Raw genomic sequence first — 18,398 nt, forward strand, 5'->3', positions numbered from 1 at the left:
CACCATCAGTGAAGATCTGCATAGGTGTGATGCCGCTCATGTATGCCTTTACTGCGTACCGTTTAAACTCAGGGCTATATGTAATTGCTTTCTCTGAAACGTGCACGACATTAGGATTTGATTCAAGTATTTTAATCTGCATTGGTGTAAAACATTTGCGTTTAGACATGATGAAAGTTATACCCCGTTCTATTTAGTATGTTAATTAAAACACAAAAACCCGTGAAATAGACACTTTTTTCAAAGTGTCTATTTCACGGGTCACAGTTCAGGTCTATACTGCCGTTTTCTTTATTTTTTCGCAACCGGGATCCAAATTTCGCTTTTATAGGTCGGGGAAGTGACGTCCTTGTGCTCGTTCCACAGCATTTCCGGCCCTTCGGCCAATTCATAGTTTGAGGAAGGGAACCATTCGGAATAAATGCGCCCCCATACATTTTGCAGCGTTTCCGGAAACGGGCCAACGGCTGTAAATACCGCCCATGACGATGCGGCTACCTCCAGCGACGCCAGGCCGTCCGGGCACTCCTTCGTCGTGACAGCGCCAATATAATGGTCAAGTCCTCCTTTCTCCTCCATTCGCTCTTCCGAAAAGTTGGCGGATGCGCTGATCAAGCCCCGCGGCTCAATATTCGATAAACTTTTTAACGAAAGGATTTTTTCTTCGTTCAAGCTTTCCCACATCTTGGCGATTTCCGGGTTCACCCCGTTGAATTGGATCGGGACTCTCTTCATGATGCCTACGATGCGGAACGCATCCTTCTCTTCGATCCTGTAATTCATTTCAATTCCTCCTTTGATCGTTAATTGAAAGGTCATCCGGGGAAAAGCCTTAAGGCCGGATCCGTTGCTTCGGGCTTCTGTCGGCGTCACGCCATGCAGGCTTTGGAAGGCTCTTGTGAAGGAATCCGGCGAGCCGTATCCGTATTTAACCGCAACGTCGATAATTTTCATATCGCTGTTGTGAAGCTCAAAGGCGGCTAGCGTAAGGCGTCTGCGGCGAATGTATTCCGACAGCGTCACGCCTGCAAGGAACGAAAACATTCTTTTAAAATGATATTCCGAGCAGTAAGCGCGTTTTGCCGCCTCTTTCAAGTCAATTTCCTGTGTCAGATTATCCTCGATGTAAGCCAACGCCCCGTTCAGATCTTCAAGCAAACCCATATATGACTCTCCTTTCACCAATAGAATAGCAGGATAAACGCGGCATTGTCCGACATTTCGTGCACCGTTTTGCAGGGGTGTTTTTTACTATGCCTTCTAAGCCGATTATACGGGATGTTAAACTAAACGATCCGGCAGCCCATTTTTTCCGAAAAATCATATCAAAAAACCTCCGGCTAGTTTTCCGGAGGCTCGTTATGGCTTACCCGCATTGGAGGCGGCAGCTTGTTTAGTAGCTTACCCTCACTTGAACCAGATCAATAATCCGACCGTCCATGGCGCTTCTGGCATAGACCCATAGCTCGCCGCCTGAAGTGGTCGGTTCCCTGTCGAACAGGATGGCCGTGGAGAAGGAACCGTACGCAGGCGCGCCGGCCGATGTGGTTAACACCTTCTCGCGTGTGACCGTCATTCCGTTATCATCTATGAGCCGGTACAGTATCGACGCTTCAAAAGCTCGCGCGATCCCTTCCAGCGCTTGACCCGGCGTCACCTTCGCTCCCGGCTGCGGCCGGAACACGACGATGTTATTGGAAGACGGCATGGGGACGATAAGCCGGTATCCGATATACAGCACGTCTGGCGAGAAGCCCGGTCTATTCCGATTAGCCTGAATGAGCTCATTCATCGGCAGCCCTAACTTCTTGGCGATGAGGTACAGCGAATCCCCATTCTCCACCTCATATATATAAGCCGGCACGTCCAGTGGCATTCCGGCATAAATGACATCTGCATCGGTAAGCAGCGGATTCATTCCAACGAGCAAGTCCGGCGTTGCCGAGAACCGTATTCCGATCGTATACAGGCTGTCGCCCGTATGGATAATGTAAGACACCGCGGACCTTTGCCCAAGCCCCGTTTCCGAAACAACGAGCACCTGCCCCGGGTAAATGAGACCAGGATCGGTCACGGGATCGAACAGCGCATTCGTCTGCTCGAGCAGCCGCACCGTACTGCCGTAACGGGCCGCTATTGCATATAAGGTATCTCCCGGCTTCACGGTATAAATATAATGAACGCCTTCCAAAAACGCCACAGACACTCCACTCCTCTACATTCGCTTTGTATTAACATATACAATGAACCGGGGGATGTGCCTATTTGTCATTTCCGATGATGCTATTGCGTAAAACGTTGCAAAAAAGAAAGACGCCGCGATCCAGCCGCCATGCAACATGGATCAAGCGTCCTCCTATTGTCTTTTACTCTGCCGCTGAACCCAGCAGCCTAACAAACTTCCGCATAACCGGCGTCATCGTGTCCTGCAGGCCGGCCATGACCGTCGACAAATGCGCCTGCCGCGCGTTCGGAGACGATGCAAACTTCACCAGCTCCGCCACGGCAGCCAGAGACACCTCCGTGTTGACGTTCACTTTGCAGATGCCCGTGCGCACAGCCTTAGAGATAATCTCGTCAGGCGTGCCCGAGCCGCCGTGAAGCACAAGCGGAACCCCGACCGCCGAGCGGATCCGGGCCAGCAGCTCCAGATCGATCTTCGGCTCCCCGGCATACATGCCGTGCACCGTTCCGATCGCCGCGGCGAGGAAATCGACGCCCGTCTCCTCCACAAACCGCTTCGCCTCAGCCGGATCGGTCAGACGTCCGTCGCCTTCCTCCTCGTCGGAGAACGCGCCCCGCGATACGGAACCGATCTCGGCCTCGACGGATACGCCTGACCTGTGTGCAAGCTCAACGATTTCAAGGGTCAACGCCATATTTTGTTCCAGCTCATATTTCGATCCGTCAAACATGACGGATGTGAATCCGCAGCTAATCGCCCGGACGATGGATTGCTTCTCGTAAGCATGATCAAGGTGAAGCGCGCACGGTACCTCAGACTTGGCCGCAATGGCGCGAACCATAGCGGAGAAGCCTTCCGCATCCACTGTGGAAAAGTAGCGCTCGCCCAGCGCAATAATAACCGGCCGCTTCTCCAGCTCCGCCGCGCGCACCGCAGCCTGCACCGTTTCCAGATTAAATACGTTAAACGCGGCAACGGCCGACTTCTCCCGCTGAGCCGCCAGCAGCATTTCTTTTGTATTAACCAGCATGCTTCCGCTTCTCCCTACTCTTAATGCGGAGCAAGCAGGTCCTGCATCGCTCCTGCCTTATTTCCGCTCCAACAGCTCGACCGTTTCCTTCAGCGTATCCTGCGTGCCTACATTGCCGGGGAAAATAATATAAGGAAGCCCCGGAAACTTGCTTTCCTCCCCAGTCAACCATACCGGTATGCCCGGCTTGATCTGTCCCGCAACGACGGCACGCTTCACGCGCAGCCCGTTCGTCCCGATATCGCTGGACGTAATGCCTCCCTTCGCCACAATATAACGCGGCCTGGTCTGCAGCCGCTGCACGATGCTGGTGACCGCATCGGAAATCTTAACCGACTGCTTCAGCTCCTCCTCCTGCTTGCCATCGCCCAGATCGAGCCGCTCCCGGCGCGTGTAAACGGCGACGGTGCGGCCCGAATCAATCGCGGCGTCCGTCTGTGCGATGACACGGTCCGTCTCGGCCGCGAATGCGTCCGAATCGGCAACCAGGTGCACATTAAATTCAATAAATATAATCCAGTCGCAAACCTTCAAGCGTTCCAACTGCTCGGTCGTTTTCTTCACATGGGAGCCGACTAGGATCAGCCCGCCAGGGTCTGTGCCATCGCCGCTTTCCCCGGCAATCAGTTCTTCTCCCGACAGCAGAGGCCTGTCGCTGATGCCGCCAATGATCTTCGTGAACGAAGCCGCGGTGCGGAACAGGAAGCTTTTCCCCTGCTTCATCGCCTGAACCAGCGCAATCGCAAAAACCCTCACATCCGCGTCGTCTACAGCATTTACGACAACCTTGTTGAAGCCTTCAACCCGCAGCAGCTGGCCGACAATGCCATCGACATTGAACGCGCGGAGACTGTCAAGTGAGATATAGGTACAGTCCGCCGCCCTATAAGCGCCGCCGGATTTTTCCTCCACCCACTTGCCGAGGTCGGACTCGGTATAACCGAATGTGCGGTCGCGGGCAAACTCCGTTTCTCCCGCAGGCACCAGCTCGTCCCCGTACTGTACATAATGCACATTATCGATCGTCAGCCGTCCGCCCTCTTTGAAATAAGGAAGTATAACCTCTCCGTCGAACGCCTGGCCAGACTCCGCTTCAATCGCGCTCCTGAGCGTCTCCGTCTCCAGCGGATAATGGCCTCTCAACGTCGAGTCGCCCCGGCTGACTATCATGTAGGGCTTATCAAGCGCTTTCGATGCTTGTTCGGCATGGCGGGCAATTTCGCAGTGCACCTCTTCCGTTTCGCCAGCCACAAGCCCTCTTGAATTAGTCAGTATAAAAAACATCGGCTGATCTTCTTGAAAGCCCCGCAGCATCGTTTCCAGCGTCCAATCCGTATAGACGGATACGCCGTGTACGGTCTGCACGCCGGTCGGATCATCGTCCAGCACTATTATTTTCCGACCGAAGCTTTTCAGCTCCTCCGCCAGCCTTTCACTTGCCCGAACATTATCTGAGACAGGCAGCCGATCCAGCAGATCACTCGCCGATCTTTTTTCAACTATCATAGGTTTCCACACCCTTTGTCTATTTATATTGCAGCTCCTACAATCCCGGTAAAATACCGCTGAACAAGCTGAGCGCAAATACCGTTACGAGCGCCGACAGGCCGGCGATAAAGCCGCCAAGCGTCCATACCCTCAGCGTCTGCGTAATCGTCAGCTTGCCAAACCGGTTCACGACCCAGAAGCCGGAATCGTTCGGAAGCGACAGGCCGATACCGCCCGCACAGATGGCAAGGCCAAGCAGGATCGGCGATACGCCCAAGTCGACGATGAGCGGTCCCATAATGCTCGAGGTGGTGACAAGCGCCACCGTCGATGAACCAAGCGAAGCTCGTAAAATCTGCGAGAAAATAAACGCAAGCAGCAGAACCGGAATGCTCCAGCTTTGCATCGTGGCGATCAGGTAGTCGCCGATGCCGCTTTTGTTAATGACGGCCCCGAACGCTCCGCCGGCACCGGTGATTAGAATGATCATGCCGGCAGCGCTGATCGCTTCGGTGTACAGCGAGTCGGATTTGTCCGCAATGTACGGCTTCAGGAAAATAACCGCCGCCAGCACGCTGATGAGCAGCGCAATGTTTTTATCGCCTACGAAGCCAAAGAACGACTCGATAATCGTGCCGGGAAACAGCAATTTGGAAACGGTGTTGGCCAGAATCAGCACAATCGGCAGCAGCAGCATGCCGAACGATAACGCCGTGCTGATCTCTTTACGTGAAGAATCCTGCTTCTGTTCAGGCTGTTCCTCCATATCCACATCCGCTTGAATGCGTTTGCCGATAAACGTGCCGTACAAGTAACCGCCTACAAGCGTAGCGGGAACGGCGCAAATGATGCCGTACAAAATAAACAGACCCAGATCGGAGCCCGTGTTCTCCGCTACAACAAGCGGTCCCGGCGTCGGCGCAATCATGTTATGCGACGTAATCAGGCCGATGCCGAGAGCGGTTGCAAACGTCATAACGGAAATGCCTGTGCGCGTCGCAAGGCTCTTGAGCAAGCCGCTTAAGATAACGAAGGCCGCATCGAAGAATACAGGGATTGAAACGACGGTGCCTGTCAATGCCAAGCCGGCAGGCGACTTCTTGACACCAAACAGCTTCAGCAGGGACCCGGCGATTTTTTCAACAGCGCCCGATGCCCCGAGGAATTGACCGAAAATAACGCCAAGACCGATCAATATGCCGACGCCGGCCAGCGTATTGCCGAACCCGGCGGTGACAATGCCCGGCACCTCTTTCAGAGGCATGCCGATGGCGATCGCCGTGCCGAAGGCAATGCATGTGAGAGCCAGAAACGGCTCTACCTTCCACTTGATAATAAGCAAGAACAGAAAAGCTAATGCAATAAGGAAAACCAGGATAAGCATAGGACCTGTCAACATGCATTTTTCCTCCTCTAGAATAGATAGGCAGTGCCTGAATTAACGACTTCCGTGCACTTCCGTGCCTGCAAGCTGCTCGTAATATTCGACGATGCCGCAATGATCGTTGGCTTGCTTGCCTGCTTCCTTCAACGTTTCAAAAATATGACGCACATGCTTGGTCAGCGGAAGATGAACCTCCAACGCCTCCGCCGTCTCCATCACGTTCGACAAATCCTTTAAGTTAATGTCAATGCGACCGCCGGCTTTGAAGTTGCGCTCCATAATCATCGGCACCTTTGCGTCAAGAACGGCGCTGCCCGCCAGTCCGCCGCGGATCGCCCGGTACATTTTTTCGATATCGATGCCCGCCTTCGCCGCCAGCACAAGCGCTTCGGACATCGCGGCGATGTTAACGTTGACAATGATCTGATTCGCAAGCTTGGCTGTCGCTCCGCTTCCGTTGTCTCCTACCCGGACGATATCCTTGCCCATGCTCGCGAGTACCGGCTTGACGCGCTCGAACACATCCTCGTCACCGCCCGCCATAATCGATAACGTGCCGTCGATCGCTTTCGGCTCGCCTCCGCTCACCGGAGCGTCCAGCATCGCAATGCCCAGCTCGCGCAAGCAGGCTGCGATTTCTTTCGCCACGACGGGAGAGGTAGAGCTCATGTCCACGACAACGCTTCCGGCTCTGGCCCCTTGCGCAATTCCGTCCTCGCCGAGGATGACATTTCGGACAATCGCATTGTTAGGCAGCATCGTAATAATGACATCGCTTTCAATAGCAACAGCTTGAGGAGAAGCTCCGCTTGCCGCACCTGCCTGCACCAGCTCTGCGACCGCTGCCGCATTAATATCATTCACCATGACAGCGTTACCATTTTTGAGCAAGTTTTTTGCCATCGGTTTACCCATGATGCCCAGACCAATAAAGCCAATATTCATTTCGGTTCCTCCTGGTTCGTAATAGAAAAGTAATCACTTCACACATTGTACACACAAATTATAATTTTGTATACAAAAATAATAATAATGAATACATTTTATGAATAAAGCTTGGAACTGACCGCCCTTTCGCCTTATAATTTAAAGATAGAAACCGGGCTCTGGCGAGCATACGAAAGAAGGAACAACCAATGACCAAGCAATCGTCCCAAGCGGCGTATAACCACTGTTACGAACAGATCAGAGATCGAATATTAAACGGCGAGCTGCCCGGCGGGATCAAGCTGGTAGAGGAGCGTTTGGCCGAAGAGATGGGAGTCAGCCGGACCCCTGTGAGGGAGTCGATCCGGAGGCTGGAGCAGGAAGGGCTGATCAAGCAGAAGCGGGTGGTCAATCCGACCGACGACGAGCTTCGGCATATTTTTCAGGTACGCATATTGCTGGAAGGCTTCGCGTCTCGCTGTGCCGCCTCCTATATGGACGAGGCGACCTTGAACAAGCTGCAGCAGTGCATCGATATCGCCCGCAAAGGCGAAGATAACGAAACGATGAATGCGAACAAGGAATTTCACGATCTTATCGTACAAGCGAGCAGGAACCCCGAAATCGTGAACATCATCGACCGCATGCAGTCGATCATCTATCTGTTCCGCAAAGCGGTCGTCTACTACAAGCGCCCGTTTCTGATCGACGAGCACCAGAGCATCCTGGATGCGATCCGCACCCGCGACGCCGGGACGGCCGAACGGCTGATGCAGGAGCATCTGCAGGCGGATCTCGATTTCTATTTGCATTTGGGCAGGCGGTGAGCTTGATTACGTTTTAGACATGTACACAAACAAAAAAAGACGGCTCTCCCGTTTCTGGACGATTGGAAGAGCCGTCTGACTTATTTAAGATTTTCCGTTTCACTTTTATTCCTGAACAATCATCAAAACAGCCTACAACGGCATTCGCCGCCTAGTGTCCCTCAGAACCGCATTACGCTTTGGCAGCAGGGCAGATACCCAGCGTAACGATCTCGTACGGCTTCACCGGCATCGACAGCGCTCCATCAGCGCTTAACGTTTTGCCCTCGCCGCAAGACTCCAGGATGTCGCTGCCATAGACGCTCTCCGACACGAACGCCGTGTTCAGCTTGAGCGCCGCCGCCTTGTCGCTCATGTTGTACCATCGGAGCATCAGATCGTTGCTCTCACGGTTCAGCTTCAAGGATGAGAATGCCAACTCGCGGCCTTCCCATGTTACCGGCGAGTAGAGTGCCGGTATCTTTCCGCCATGCACGCCGGTCTGGGCCGACAGCCAAGGCACCTGGAACTGATAGGCTTCCGCATACGCGCCGCCGCTAATTCCGCAGCCCTGATGCGGGATGATTTCCAGCCGGACGGCGCTCTCGCCCAGGCACTGCGCTTCCGGCGTCGGGAAGTAGCCCCAATCGCCCAGCTCGCCGACCGCCCGCAGCAGCGTCACGGCAATCGTATTCCGGCCGTCGCGCAGCACTTCATATTCATTCAAGCCAAAGTTGGCAACCGTAAGCCCGGCGCCCTCCCCGCATACGTCAACGAAAGCCTGCTGATGCTGCGTGTTGCTCGGGTTCGTCCATTCCGGCGCAGGCTCGTTCGCCCGCTCCGCGATTTCGAACATCGAATCGACGCGGTGCAAGGCAGAGGCCAGGTCGGTTGGGAACAGCGCCCGGAGACGGTGATCCTTCGCCTGGTTGTCGAACGAAGCCGTGAGCTCGACGCCCTTGCCGCCGCGAGCCAGCGCAACAACCGTCCGGATTCTCATCGGTACGGTCTCACTCACACGCTGAGCTTTGCGCTCAGGGAAGTAGATCAGCCCGCGCTGCTCCTCGTCCAGCTTGCCGCTTGCCGATGCCGGCACCGCCCACTCATGGATGATTTCGAACGAAGCGCGGTAAGGCGTATCTTCAAGCACGCGAACGGAAGCCTTCGCGCCTTTGGTCGTCAGCGCCGCTTCGCCGTCCGGCTGCTTGTACATATATTCGTTGCCGATGTCGCCTGTATTCTCGTAAATACCGAGATCGCGATAAACACGGCCGCTCGCCTTGTCCGTCAGCGCGAACGAGCCGTCCTCCGCGATCTCGACCTTCAGCCGCTCGTTCTCCATGGCGCGCTCGCCTGCGAGTAACGAAGCCGCGGACGCAATAGCGGCAGCCTTCTCCTCGTTCCTCACCCACGCATAAGCCTTCAAGCCAAGAGCCGGCACGTTCGCGGCTTCGAACGTAAGCTTCACCTTGCGGCACATATAAGGCTGGCGGAACTTGTCATCCGGCAGGTCATACCCGAACTGCAGGCCGAGATCCTCCATCGTATAGGGGATGACGCTGCCATCCGCATCTACCAGAACGCGGCCCGACAGTTCCGCTTCATTGATAAGCCGAGCAGCTTCCTCCAATTTATAACCGTCGCGGAAGTAAAGCCTGCGCGCATCCAGCTCCACGGTCAGCACGCCGGTCCGCTCCCAGCCGGTTGTATTGACCGCAATAAGCGGAAGCGGATCGGCTCCGAAACCGGCGAACACCGACGTGTCGACCGCTTCGGCCACGGCCGTCTTGCTGTCCTCGATTATGCTCTCGGCGACATGCCGGCTCTTATCGAACCGGGTGACCATCTCGCGGTGCACCTCGTCGACGCTGCAGCCGCAGATGCTGTCATGCGGGTGGTTCTGCATTAATGTTTTCCACGCGTAGGTGAATAAGTGATGCGGATAATCCTGCCCCAGCATATGGGCGAAAGCCGCTAACGGCTCCGCCACCTTCTCCAGCATAACCTGTCCCTGCTGGTTCATTTGCTTCAGGTAGACGCGGGCCGACGCCGTGTTGACCAGCGTTCCCCAGCCGTCCGTCCGCTGGCTTCTCAGCTCGCCTTTTACCGCAGACAGCTCAAGCTCATGATTCATCGCTTGATCAAGCGATGCCAAATAATCGATGAAATTGGAATGCACGAATTCGGTATCCGGGTACAGCTTCCGGGCCGTCGCCAGCGCATCCGGCAAATCGAGCTGAATCGGCTGATGATCGCAGCCGTTCATGTACAGCAGTTGCCCGGTGGAGGCGTATTTCTCCGCGTCGGCCAGCTTGTGCTCCCAGTACGCTTTGGCCTCTTCCTCATCGACGGGGATTTCGTTGCCGTTCGAATACCAGTTCGCGAACAAAATGCCGAGCACCTTCGAGCCGTCCGGCCCTTCCCATACCAGTTCGGAGAAGGAGGATTCATAGCCGCCGTCCGATACCGTATTGTTGAAGCCGGTCGGCTTCACGCCGCGTCCGAAGAACGCGTTTGTAATGCCCGACTGCAGCATCAGCTGCGGAGTTTGCCCCACCAAGCCGAACGTATCGGGAAAATAGCCGATCTTCGCCGGACTGCCGTATTTTGCCGCATCCTGGTGCCCGATCTGCATATTGCGGACGTTGGCTTCACCGCTTGTCAGGAACGCGTCCTGCAAAATATACCAAGGTCCGATGAGGATCCGCCCGTCCCGGATATGCCTCTCGAGGCGCTCCCGCTGCTCGGGACGCACCTGCAGGTAATCCTCCAGGATGATCGTCTGCCCGTCCATATAGAAGCTTTTGAAATCCGGGTCGCGATCCAGCTTATCCAGCAATGCGTCGACCAGCTTCACCAGGCGGACGTGATGCTTCTCGTAGGGCAAGTACCATTCGCGGTCCCAGTGGGTGTGCGAAATGACATGCGCCGTTCGTTGTTTCGCTTTCGCCATGCTAATGCCAACCCCCTCTTAAGCTTCCTCGTTCTCGCGAACGTTAATGGCGACCTCATTCGGCCGGTAGACGGACGTCAGCCGCCCTACGCGGTCCGCGGCGAACAGCACGGAACGTTCCCTCTCCATACGGAAGGAATACGATATGCCCGTTTCCTGATCCTTCACGGTAATGTCCGCATCCCAAGAAAATTCGGATACGAAAATATATAAGAAACCGTCCTTATAGCTCAGCTTCCGGCCGTAGACGCCGGCAAGCCCGCCGCCTGAGAGCCATTCCAGGCCGCTGCCGACATGAGCCGCAGCAGCCGCATGGCTGTACAGCTTCACCAGCGGATCCATCCGTTCGTTCAGTTCAACCGGCAGCGGGCACCAAATCATCCGGCCCGCGCCAAGCGGAATTTCCACGACGGATGTGCCTCCGCCATCGATCGAATCCGATGCTCCCGTTCGCACTTCCTTCACAACCTCGGCAATACGCCGGTGCCCGTAAGAGACCGGCAGCGCTTCATCCGCCAGCAGAAGCATTTCCTCGCGCTGCACGTTGCGAAGCTCCGTCTCTCCAATCAGCGGCTGAAGCCGATCCGTTTCATGCCAGTAAGCATCGAGGCTCATCGCACCCGTGACAAGCAAGGTCGCGCCCGTACGCTTCACAATCTCCAGCAGCTGCCGCATCGCTCCGTCATCGACATTATGGGCGCTCGGCAGAATGATCAGCTTAGCCGGCTGCGATTCCAGATCCGCGAGATGGTACTCGGAGACTCCGCGGAACGGCAATTTCATCTCATAAGCCAGCGCGCGCGTCAGCTTCGTTGTCGCATCGAAGGCCAGCTTGCGGTTCGAGAAATCGTTGGAGTACGGGAAGACGACCGCTATCTCCTCGAGCTCCCGATCGCCCAGCATGCCGCCGATCTCGCCCATAAAGCGTCCGAATCCGTACGATACGTCGGCCTCCGGCTTCTCGGTGCCGTCCGCGCGCAGCGCGCCGATCTGCGATTCATTGGCATTGTCCATGTAGAAATTCGTGTTCCAGATCCACTGAATGGCTCCCGCCCCGCCGGTTGCGTAAGCATAGGCATACTTTCGCTCCAGCAGGCTGCGCAGCTCCGATTCCGAACGCTTCGCCCTGCCGTCCGGTGTCTCGATGTACATGATGCCCGTCTCCTGGATGAGATTCGGCTTATTGGCTGTTTTCGCAAAAATCCCGTCCCACAGCAAATAATCATTGAACCACCAGGAATGGACCGTCGTATAATCAACGGCTTCGGCATAGAAGAACGGCGACGGCCGCTGCGCGCCGAGCGCTTCGTCCTGCCCGACGGTTACGAGATCATCCGGGCACAGCTCCTTGATCGTACCGCAAAGCTGCTTCGCCCATACATTGTGCATCTCCATCGAGAACAGCACGTAATCCAGCCAGCGCGTCCCTTTTTTCCCCGAATGAATGTCCTGTACGTCGAAGTTGATTTCCCCCGCCTCCGGCGGCTTGGCGGATGCAAAGTCCGGCAGCTGCACCGGCGACATGTTCCAGCGCTCCTGCAGACGTTCGATCGAGCCGTGGCGCTGCTCCAGCCATGCCGAGAAGGCAGCCTGCTCGAACGGATCGCGGCAGGACCGCGGACCTTCCGAGAAGATTTGCGCCGGATCGAACATGGACGGCTCGTTAATGAGATCCCAATCGATGTTCGTCGTCTGTCTGTGCCGGAACACGATCGAACGGATGAACCGCTTCTGCGCTTCTACGCTGCGCGGATCGAGATAAGGGTTAAGTCCTTCCCACGGCTCCGGCGTGAAGGAGAAGAACGTGAATGTCACCTGCAGCTCATGGCGCTTCGCCGTCAAGATGAAGGCATCGATCGACCGCAGCACCTCTTCGGAGGCATGTCCGTCTACCTGCATGATGTTGCGGTAAGCCGTCCAGATGCCGGTGCGGATCCAGTTAATGCCCGCCCGTTTCATTTGAGCCATATCGCGGTCCCATACGTCCGCATTCGGCAGGAAAAGAAACTTGCGCGCCACATCGGAGGTCATATAGGTCATCCCGACGACAGGGAGGGTTCGCCCGTCCTTCACGAAATAATCGCGGCCCGCTCTGATCGGCGTTCCCTGCTTCAGCAGCCCGGAATCAACGCCCCAGAAGCCCTGCTTCAGCACCCGGATCTCGCCGTCCGGCCCTTCCGCCCGGCATACGACGCGGTACAGGCCTGCGCTAAGCTCCACCGGAAGCGGCATACGGATGATGTTAAGCTCCCCCGTTACCTGCTCCTTGAATTCCTCTGTCCACACTGGCGCAGATTCTCCCTCGCGCTGTACGGATATCGTAAATGCCCATTCGCCTGCGGAAGAAGCACCGATGGCGCGACTGCGGCTGAGCCGCTGCGTCTGCAGTGTCAGCTGCGCTCGCTCGCCGCTCTCATACGAAGCATAACCCGGCTTGATCCACAGTTCGGTTACTCCCTTGCCGGCAAAACCCGCCCACTTCGCGAGCTGCTCAGCGCCGCCGCGAGCCCAGAAATCCGGCGCTAACGCTTGGCCGGCAAACAGCCACCGTCCCCCCCGGAACTGGCCTCCGACATGCTCCCATAAAACAACGGGAGCCGATAATTCGCGCCCCTCGGCGCTTATTCCCTTGACGAGCGGATAGACGCGGGTGTCCATCGGACCGGATGAACCCATCTGATGCGGCAGGTCGCTGCTCTTCGTCACATGCGGCACTAAATTCCATGTATCCGACACCGGCAGCAAAGCTTCGCTGCCGAGAAGCAGCGGAATTTCCTGCGAAGCACGGTACAGCTCTACGCGCCCGCCGCTCACCCGCAGCGCCTCATGAATGTGCAGCTGCTGATGGTAGGCCGTCTGCTCCGCCTCCGCTACCCATTGTCCGTCTTCCAGACGTACAGGGTGCTTGAAGGGGGCTCCGCCGATGCTGATCAAGCCGCCGCCGCTTTGCAAATAAGCAAGAATGGCCGGCCAAGCCGACTTTGGAAAATAAGGAGCGTGCATAGTAATCAAGCAGCCGCCCTCCGCTCGCTGAAACGAAGCGGTCAGCTCAGCTGCTCCAACTACAACCGCGCCGCTCTCAACGAGCGCCGACATCGCCGCGGCATTCAGCGTTTCGCCGCCCGGAAACTGCTGGTCGGCAAATACAATTACCCCGTTCACAGCAACCCCTCCTTCATAGCCCGGTAGACGAGCTGCGAGAACAGGCTGTTCGACCAAGCGAACCAGCTTCTCGTGAACACGCCCGGATCATCCGAATGGAAGCCCTCGTGCATGAAGCCCGTATCCGCGTCCGTCGCTTCCAGCATCGCGATCATTGCCAGCTTCTCCTCGTTCGTAGCAGCCGTAAGTCCCTGCATGGACAACGCCATATGCCAAATATAGCCCGGCGGCGTATGCGGACTTCCGATGCCCTTCGCCGCTTTCCCTTCATAATAGAACGGATTCTCTTTGCTCAATGCAAATCGTCTCGTGTTCTGATAGACCTCGTCGTCTGCCGTTACATAACCCAAATAAGGAATGGAGACCAGACCCGGCGTGCCGGCGTCGTCCATCAGGCAATAATTGCCGTAGCCGTCTGTCTCATAGGCATAGATCGGACCGAATTCCGGATGACGGTAAATGCCGTATAATTGAATGCCGTGATCGATGTCCGCTTCGAGCCGCTTCAGCTCATCGAGCATCGCCATGTCGCGGAACACCCATTCCGCGAATTCCTGCATTTGGCGCAGGCTGACGACGGCGAACATGTTGCCCGGAATGTTGTAGTGGAAGTCGCAGGCATCGTCGCTGGAGCGGAAGCCGGACCAGACCATGCCCGTGTAATTGACCGGCATGCCGAGGCCCTGGTTGCGCAGCGAATCCGTAGGGATGCCGTTATTGCGCGTGAACCGGTAAGGCGATTGCTCGAAGTGGCGCTGCTCCGTCTTGAACAGCTCCATGATCGCGCGCATCGCCTGCTTGAATCCGGCGTCGAAAATATCGGTCAGCCCGGTTTCCTTCCAATACTGGTAAGCCAGCCGCACAACAAAGCATAACGAATCGATCTCGAATTTGCGCTCCCATACCCACGGGGACATGTCCGTCTCATCGGTCGTATTCCAATGCCAGTCGTTCGCCGTTTCGTTGAAGGCATTCGCATAAGGATCGATTAACACATATTGAATATGCCGTTTAATCAAGCCGCCGATGATGCGCTGCAGATCGGCGTCGTCCTTCGCCAGCGGGACGTAATGGATGACCTGCTCAACGGAATCCCGCAGCCAGAGCGCCGGGATATCGCCCGTAATGACGAAGGTCGTACCGTCGTCCATCAGCTTTGTCGTCGTTTCCAATGTATTCGGGAAGCAGTTTTTGAACAGCTGCAGCAGCTTCGGCCGGTGAGCCAGCTTCTGCTCCGCCTCCGCCAGCACGTCCAGGACGGCTTGAGGCAGGTCCAGCTTAGGCATCGGTATTTTGGGAAGTCTGAATTGTTCCAAAGCGTCTCGCTCCTTTATGTCGTTAAATGAATGAGTTTGATCGTTTTAATCTCGAAAGGGGCAAACTGCAGCTCGATTCGTCCCGCTGCCGCCTCCAACCGGTCAAGCTTCTCCTCCAGCGCATTCGAGAGAAAAACGCCCGCGACGGGATGAGGCCAGTCAAGCGCTGCCTTCTCGCGGCCGCCCGACGACTCGTAGAGGCGAATAATCGTCCCGCTGCCGTCCTCCGCAGGCTTGACCGTGTCCAGAATGACATGCTTGCCCGTGAAAGCCATAAACGAATGAACGGCGGGAAGCTCGCCCGGCTGCGCTTGTGCCGCTCTGAGGACCGGCCTGTGGTTCAACTCGGCCGCCTTCCTTAACGTGTGGGCCTCCGCCCAACCGCCGGTATGAGGATACAGCGAGTAAGTGAACCGGTGCTCGCCCAGATCGGCCGTCCTGTCAGGCCACTTCGGCGCCCGAAGCAGCGACAAACGGATCGTGCTGCCTTGAATGTCGTAGCCGTACTTGCTGTCGTTCAGCAGGCTGACGCCGTACCCCCGCTCCGACACGTCCGCGAAGCGGTGGCCGCATACCTCATACTGCGCCTGCTCCCAGCTCGTATTGCGGTGAGTCGGACGCTCGAGAGCGCCGAACGGAATTTCGTAGGTCGCCTTTTCCGTTACCACGTCGACCGGGAAAGCGACCTTCAGCAATTTATGTGATTCATTCCAGCGGACTGACGTCTCAAAGTCGATTCGCGGATCATGATGATAGAAAATGACGTCCTGGCTGATCTCCGATTGGCCAAGCCTCCAGCGGAACCGCAGCACATCGCGGACGGCGCCCGCCTGCGCGACGCCTTTCTCCAGCAGCTCCGCTTCACCCGCAGGCTGCCGCTCATAGCGGTCGTCAAGGTCCCAGGCGTCCCATAGCGTAGGACGGTCATGGAAAAATTGCAGCTGATTGCCTCTTCCGCCCTGCTGCAGAACCTCTCGGCCGGCCTTTTTGTCGAACAAGCCGATCATCTCGCCCCGCTCATTAAAGCGGACCGTGTAAAACTCCGTTTCCCATCGGTCCGCAAGCGGTCCGGAGAATCCGTTCAAAGCTTCGTTCCCCCCTGCATCAGATGCAGCTTCTCTCAGCCAAATGGTCTTATAGCCGAATGCCGGCACCTTAGGCACTCTGACAACGGCCTTCCTCACGCCTTCCGCCGTTACCTGCTGCTCCAGATCAAGCGCCAGGCGCGTTCCATCGGCATCATAAGCCTCAACTTGCCGGCTGACACGATCCGCATCCAGCTGCAGAACGACGTCCCGGCTCCAGCCCAGACTGTTGAATACAACAAAAGGCCGGCCTTCGCCTTCCGCCCTGATTCGGCCGAGCAAGGCATCCGTTCCGAGCCGGAGACTGCGGTCGCCCTTATCGAATACTTCCGCATATTCCTTCCCGGACGTCTCGTAGGCTTCCGTAATCGCCGATCCCGGGATAATGTCATGGAATTGGTTGAGCAGAATCAGCTTCCATCCCTCATGAAGCGCCTTGTCCGCAGACTGCCTCGCAGTCGCATCCATATGGCCGGCTGCAAGCGATTGCCACAGCTCCGCTTCGCGGTACAAAATTTCCGCCCGCCGGTTGTGCAGCTTATTTCGCGCATGCGTCGTATATGTGCCGCGGTGCAGCTCTAAATACAAATCCCCTCTCCACTTTGGAAGATTCGGCCGACTTTGCTCAATTCCTTCAAAAAAAGCCGCTGCCGTGCTGTATTCGCTCACCGGCTGGCCTACCATAAGAGGCGAGCGGTCGATATACTCCAGCATCTCGCGGGTGACGCCGCCGCCCCCGTCGCCATGCCCGTAAAGCAGCATCTGTTCGGGATGCTTCGCCTTCTCGCGGTAAGACTGCCAGTGCTCGTGCACGTCCTTCGGGAGCGTATTCTCATTGACGCCGTGATTGAGGTACGACAGCATCGGCGTGCCGTCAATGCCGACCCAATGGAATAAGTCATAAGGGAAGACGTTCGTATCGTTCCAGCCCAGCTTGGTCGTCATGAAATAACGAATGCCGCCGTGCTTCAGAATTTGAGGCAGCGAGGCGCAATAGCCGAATGTGTCCGGCAGCCACTCGATCTGCGAGGTCATGCCGAACTCCTCCTGGTAGAACCGCTGCCCGTACAGCATTTGCCGCATAAGCGATTCCCCGCTCGGAATGTTCAGATCCGGCTCTACCCACATGCCGCCGACCAGCTCCAAGCGCCCTTCCTTGATCCGTTCTTTGACCCGCTCATACAGCTCGGGGTCGTTCGACTTCAAGTAGTCGAACAGAAGCGGCTGGCTCTGCGCGAACCGGTAATTCGGATACTCGCCCATGAGCGCGTCCACCGTCGAGAACGTCCGGCTCGTCTTCCGCACCGTCTCGCGTGCCGGCCACAGCCAAGCGATATCGATATGGGACTGGCCGACCATATGAATCATTCCATCGGCGTTGCCGCCGATTTCGGTAACCTTATCCGCCAGCCGTTCCTCAATCTCCTGAATCGCCTTGCCTTCAACGACTTCCGCCTCATTCAACTGAACGAATCGATCCATCGCGGCATACAGCGCCTCCAGCAGCCGGGTGCGGCGGAAATCCTGCTCCGGCAGCAGAACGGCGCTGTCCCGGATGACCGTCACGGTGTACATCAGGCTTTGCACGGGCGCGTTCACCCGCAGCAGCAGACAACGAATCGACGTAATCGGCGGCTGAATGACGGCCTGCTGATTCAGCGGATCGACCGGCTCCGGAATCGGATCGTACAGCTCGATTTCCAGCTCCATCCGACTGCCTGTCCTGGCCGTGTCCAGCGTGACGAACGTATGGTTCCGGTCCAGCCCTTGATAGGACGCGCCATTGATGCGGAGAAGACCTTCTCCCCCGGATTCAAACAACAGGCCGAAGCGGCCTGTTGTCCAAGTAGCCGGAAGCTCCACCTGTTTTCTGAAAAAATAGGTCGTTCCCTGCTTACTCGGAAAACGCCCGAAATTTTGCCCTTCGGCATATACGCCGTGCTGCTCATATTGACCCGGAAGAATATATGTGGAACGGGTAATGGCCCATTCGCCAAGCTCCCGCCGCTCCAGCCACTGGCGCTCCGCCAGCTCCCGGATAAACCTTCTGATTCTCTCCATC

General features: G+C 56.5%; 11 protein-coding genes. 1 reads left to right on the forward strand and 10 read right to left on the reverse strand.

Annotated elements, in window-relative coordinates:
- Nucleotides 1–291: 291 nt before the first annotated feature.
- The 6 genes from H581_RS0109225 to garR all read right to left on the reverse strand — a co-directional run bounded on the left by H581_RS0109225 (nt 292) and on the right by garR (nt 7,032).
- Nucleotides 292–1,164 (reverse strand): AraC family transcriptional regulator, encoded by an 873-nt coding sequence (locus tag H581_RS0109225; RefSeq protein WP_028609764.1) that lies wholly within the window; start codon nt 1,162–1,164, stop codon nt 292–294.
- A gap of 229 nt (nt 1,165–1,393) precedes the next feature.
- Nucleotides 1,394–2,200 (reverse strand): LysM peptidoglycan-binding domain-containing protein, encoded by an 807-nt coding sequence (locus tag H581_RS0109230; protein WP_036718275.1) that lies wholly within the window; start codon nt 2,198–2,200, stop codon nt 1,394–1,396.
- A 166-nt stretch (nt 2,201–2,366) separates the two neighbouring features.
- Nucleotides 2,367–3,215: a class II fructose-bisphosphate aldolase gene (locus tag H581_RS0109240; RefSeq protein WP_028609766.1), complete on the reverse strand. Its 849-nt coding sequence runs from the start codon at nt 3,213–3,215 to the stop codon at nt 2,367–2,369.
- Between the two features lie 57 nt (nt 3,216–3,272).
- Entirely contained in the window at nt 3,273–4,721 is a 1,449-nt protein-coding gene (locus H581_RS0109245; RefSeq protein WP_028609767.1) for a four-carbon acid sugar kinase family protein, read from the reverse strand.
- Nucleotides 4,722–4,758: 37 nt separating this feature from the next.
- Entirely contained in the window at nt 4,759–6,102 is a 1,344-nt protein-coding gene (locus H581_RS0109250) for a GntP family permease (RefSeq protein WP_028609768.1), read from the reverse strand.
- Between the two features lie 39 nt (nt 6,103–6,141).
- The gene (garR, locus tag H581_RS0109255; RefSeq protein ID WP_028609769.1) at nt 6,142–7,032 is read right to left on the reverse strand and encodes a 2-hydroxy-3-oxopropionate reductase; all 891 of its coding nucleotides are present in this window, start codon (nt 7,030–7,032) and stop codon (nt 6,142–6,144) included.
- A 191-nt stretch (nt 7,033–7,223) separates the two neighbouring features.
- Here garR and H581_RS0109260 point away from each other — a divergent pair, with 191 nt between their 5' ends.
- Nucleotides 7,224–7,841 carry a GntR family transcriptional regulator gene (locus H581_RS0109260; RefSeq protein ID WP_028609770.1) on the forward strand — a complete coding sequence of 206 codons (618 nt, stop codon included), beginning with the start codon at nt 7,224–7,226 and terminating at the stop codon, nt 7,839–7,841.
- A 172-nt stretch (nt 7,842–8,013) separates the two neighbouring features.
- On the opposite strand, the gene H581_RS0109265 is transcribed toward H581_RS0109260, so the two are convergent.
- From H581_RS0109265 to H581_RS0109280, 4 genes are all read right to left on the reverse strand, one after another.
- A complete protein-coding gene (locus H581_RS0109265; protein WP_036718278.1) occupies nt 8,014–10,773 on the reverse strand; it encodes an alpha-mannosidase in 2,760 nt (919 codons plus the stop codon).
- An 18-nt stretch (nt 10,774–10,791) separates the two neighbouring features.
- Nucleotides 10,792–13,869 carry a beta-galactosidase gene (locus tag H581_RS33500; RefSeq protein WP_084134516.1) on the reverse strand — a complete coding sequence of 1,026 codons (3,078 nt, stop codon included), beginning with the start codon at nt 13,867–13,869 and terminating at the stop codon, nt 10,792–10,794.
- Between the two features lie 62 nt (nt 13,870–13,931).
- The gene (locus tag H581_RS0109275; protein ID WP_028609772.1) at nt 13,932–15,251 is read right to left on the reverse strand and encodes a glycoside hydrolase family 125 protein; all 1,320 of its coding nucleotides are present in this window, start codon (nt 15,249–15,251) and stop codon (nt 13,932–13,934) included.
- 14 nt (nt 15,252–15,265) lie between these two features.
- On the reverse strand, nt 15,266–18,397 hold the full coding sequence (locus H581_RS0109280; RefSeq protein ID WP_028609773.1) for an alpha-mannosidase: 3,132 nt from the start codon (nt 18,395–18,397) through the stop codon (nt 15,266–15,268).
- Nucleotide 18,398 lies beyond the last annotated feature (1 nt).

The organism is Paenibacillus harenae DSM 16969 (assembly GCF_000422465.1).
In the GTDB taxonomy this organism is placed as follows: domain Bacteria; phylum Bacillota; class Bacilli; order Paenibacillales; family Paenibacillaceae; genus Pristimantibacillus; species Pristimantibacillus harenae.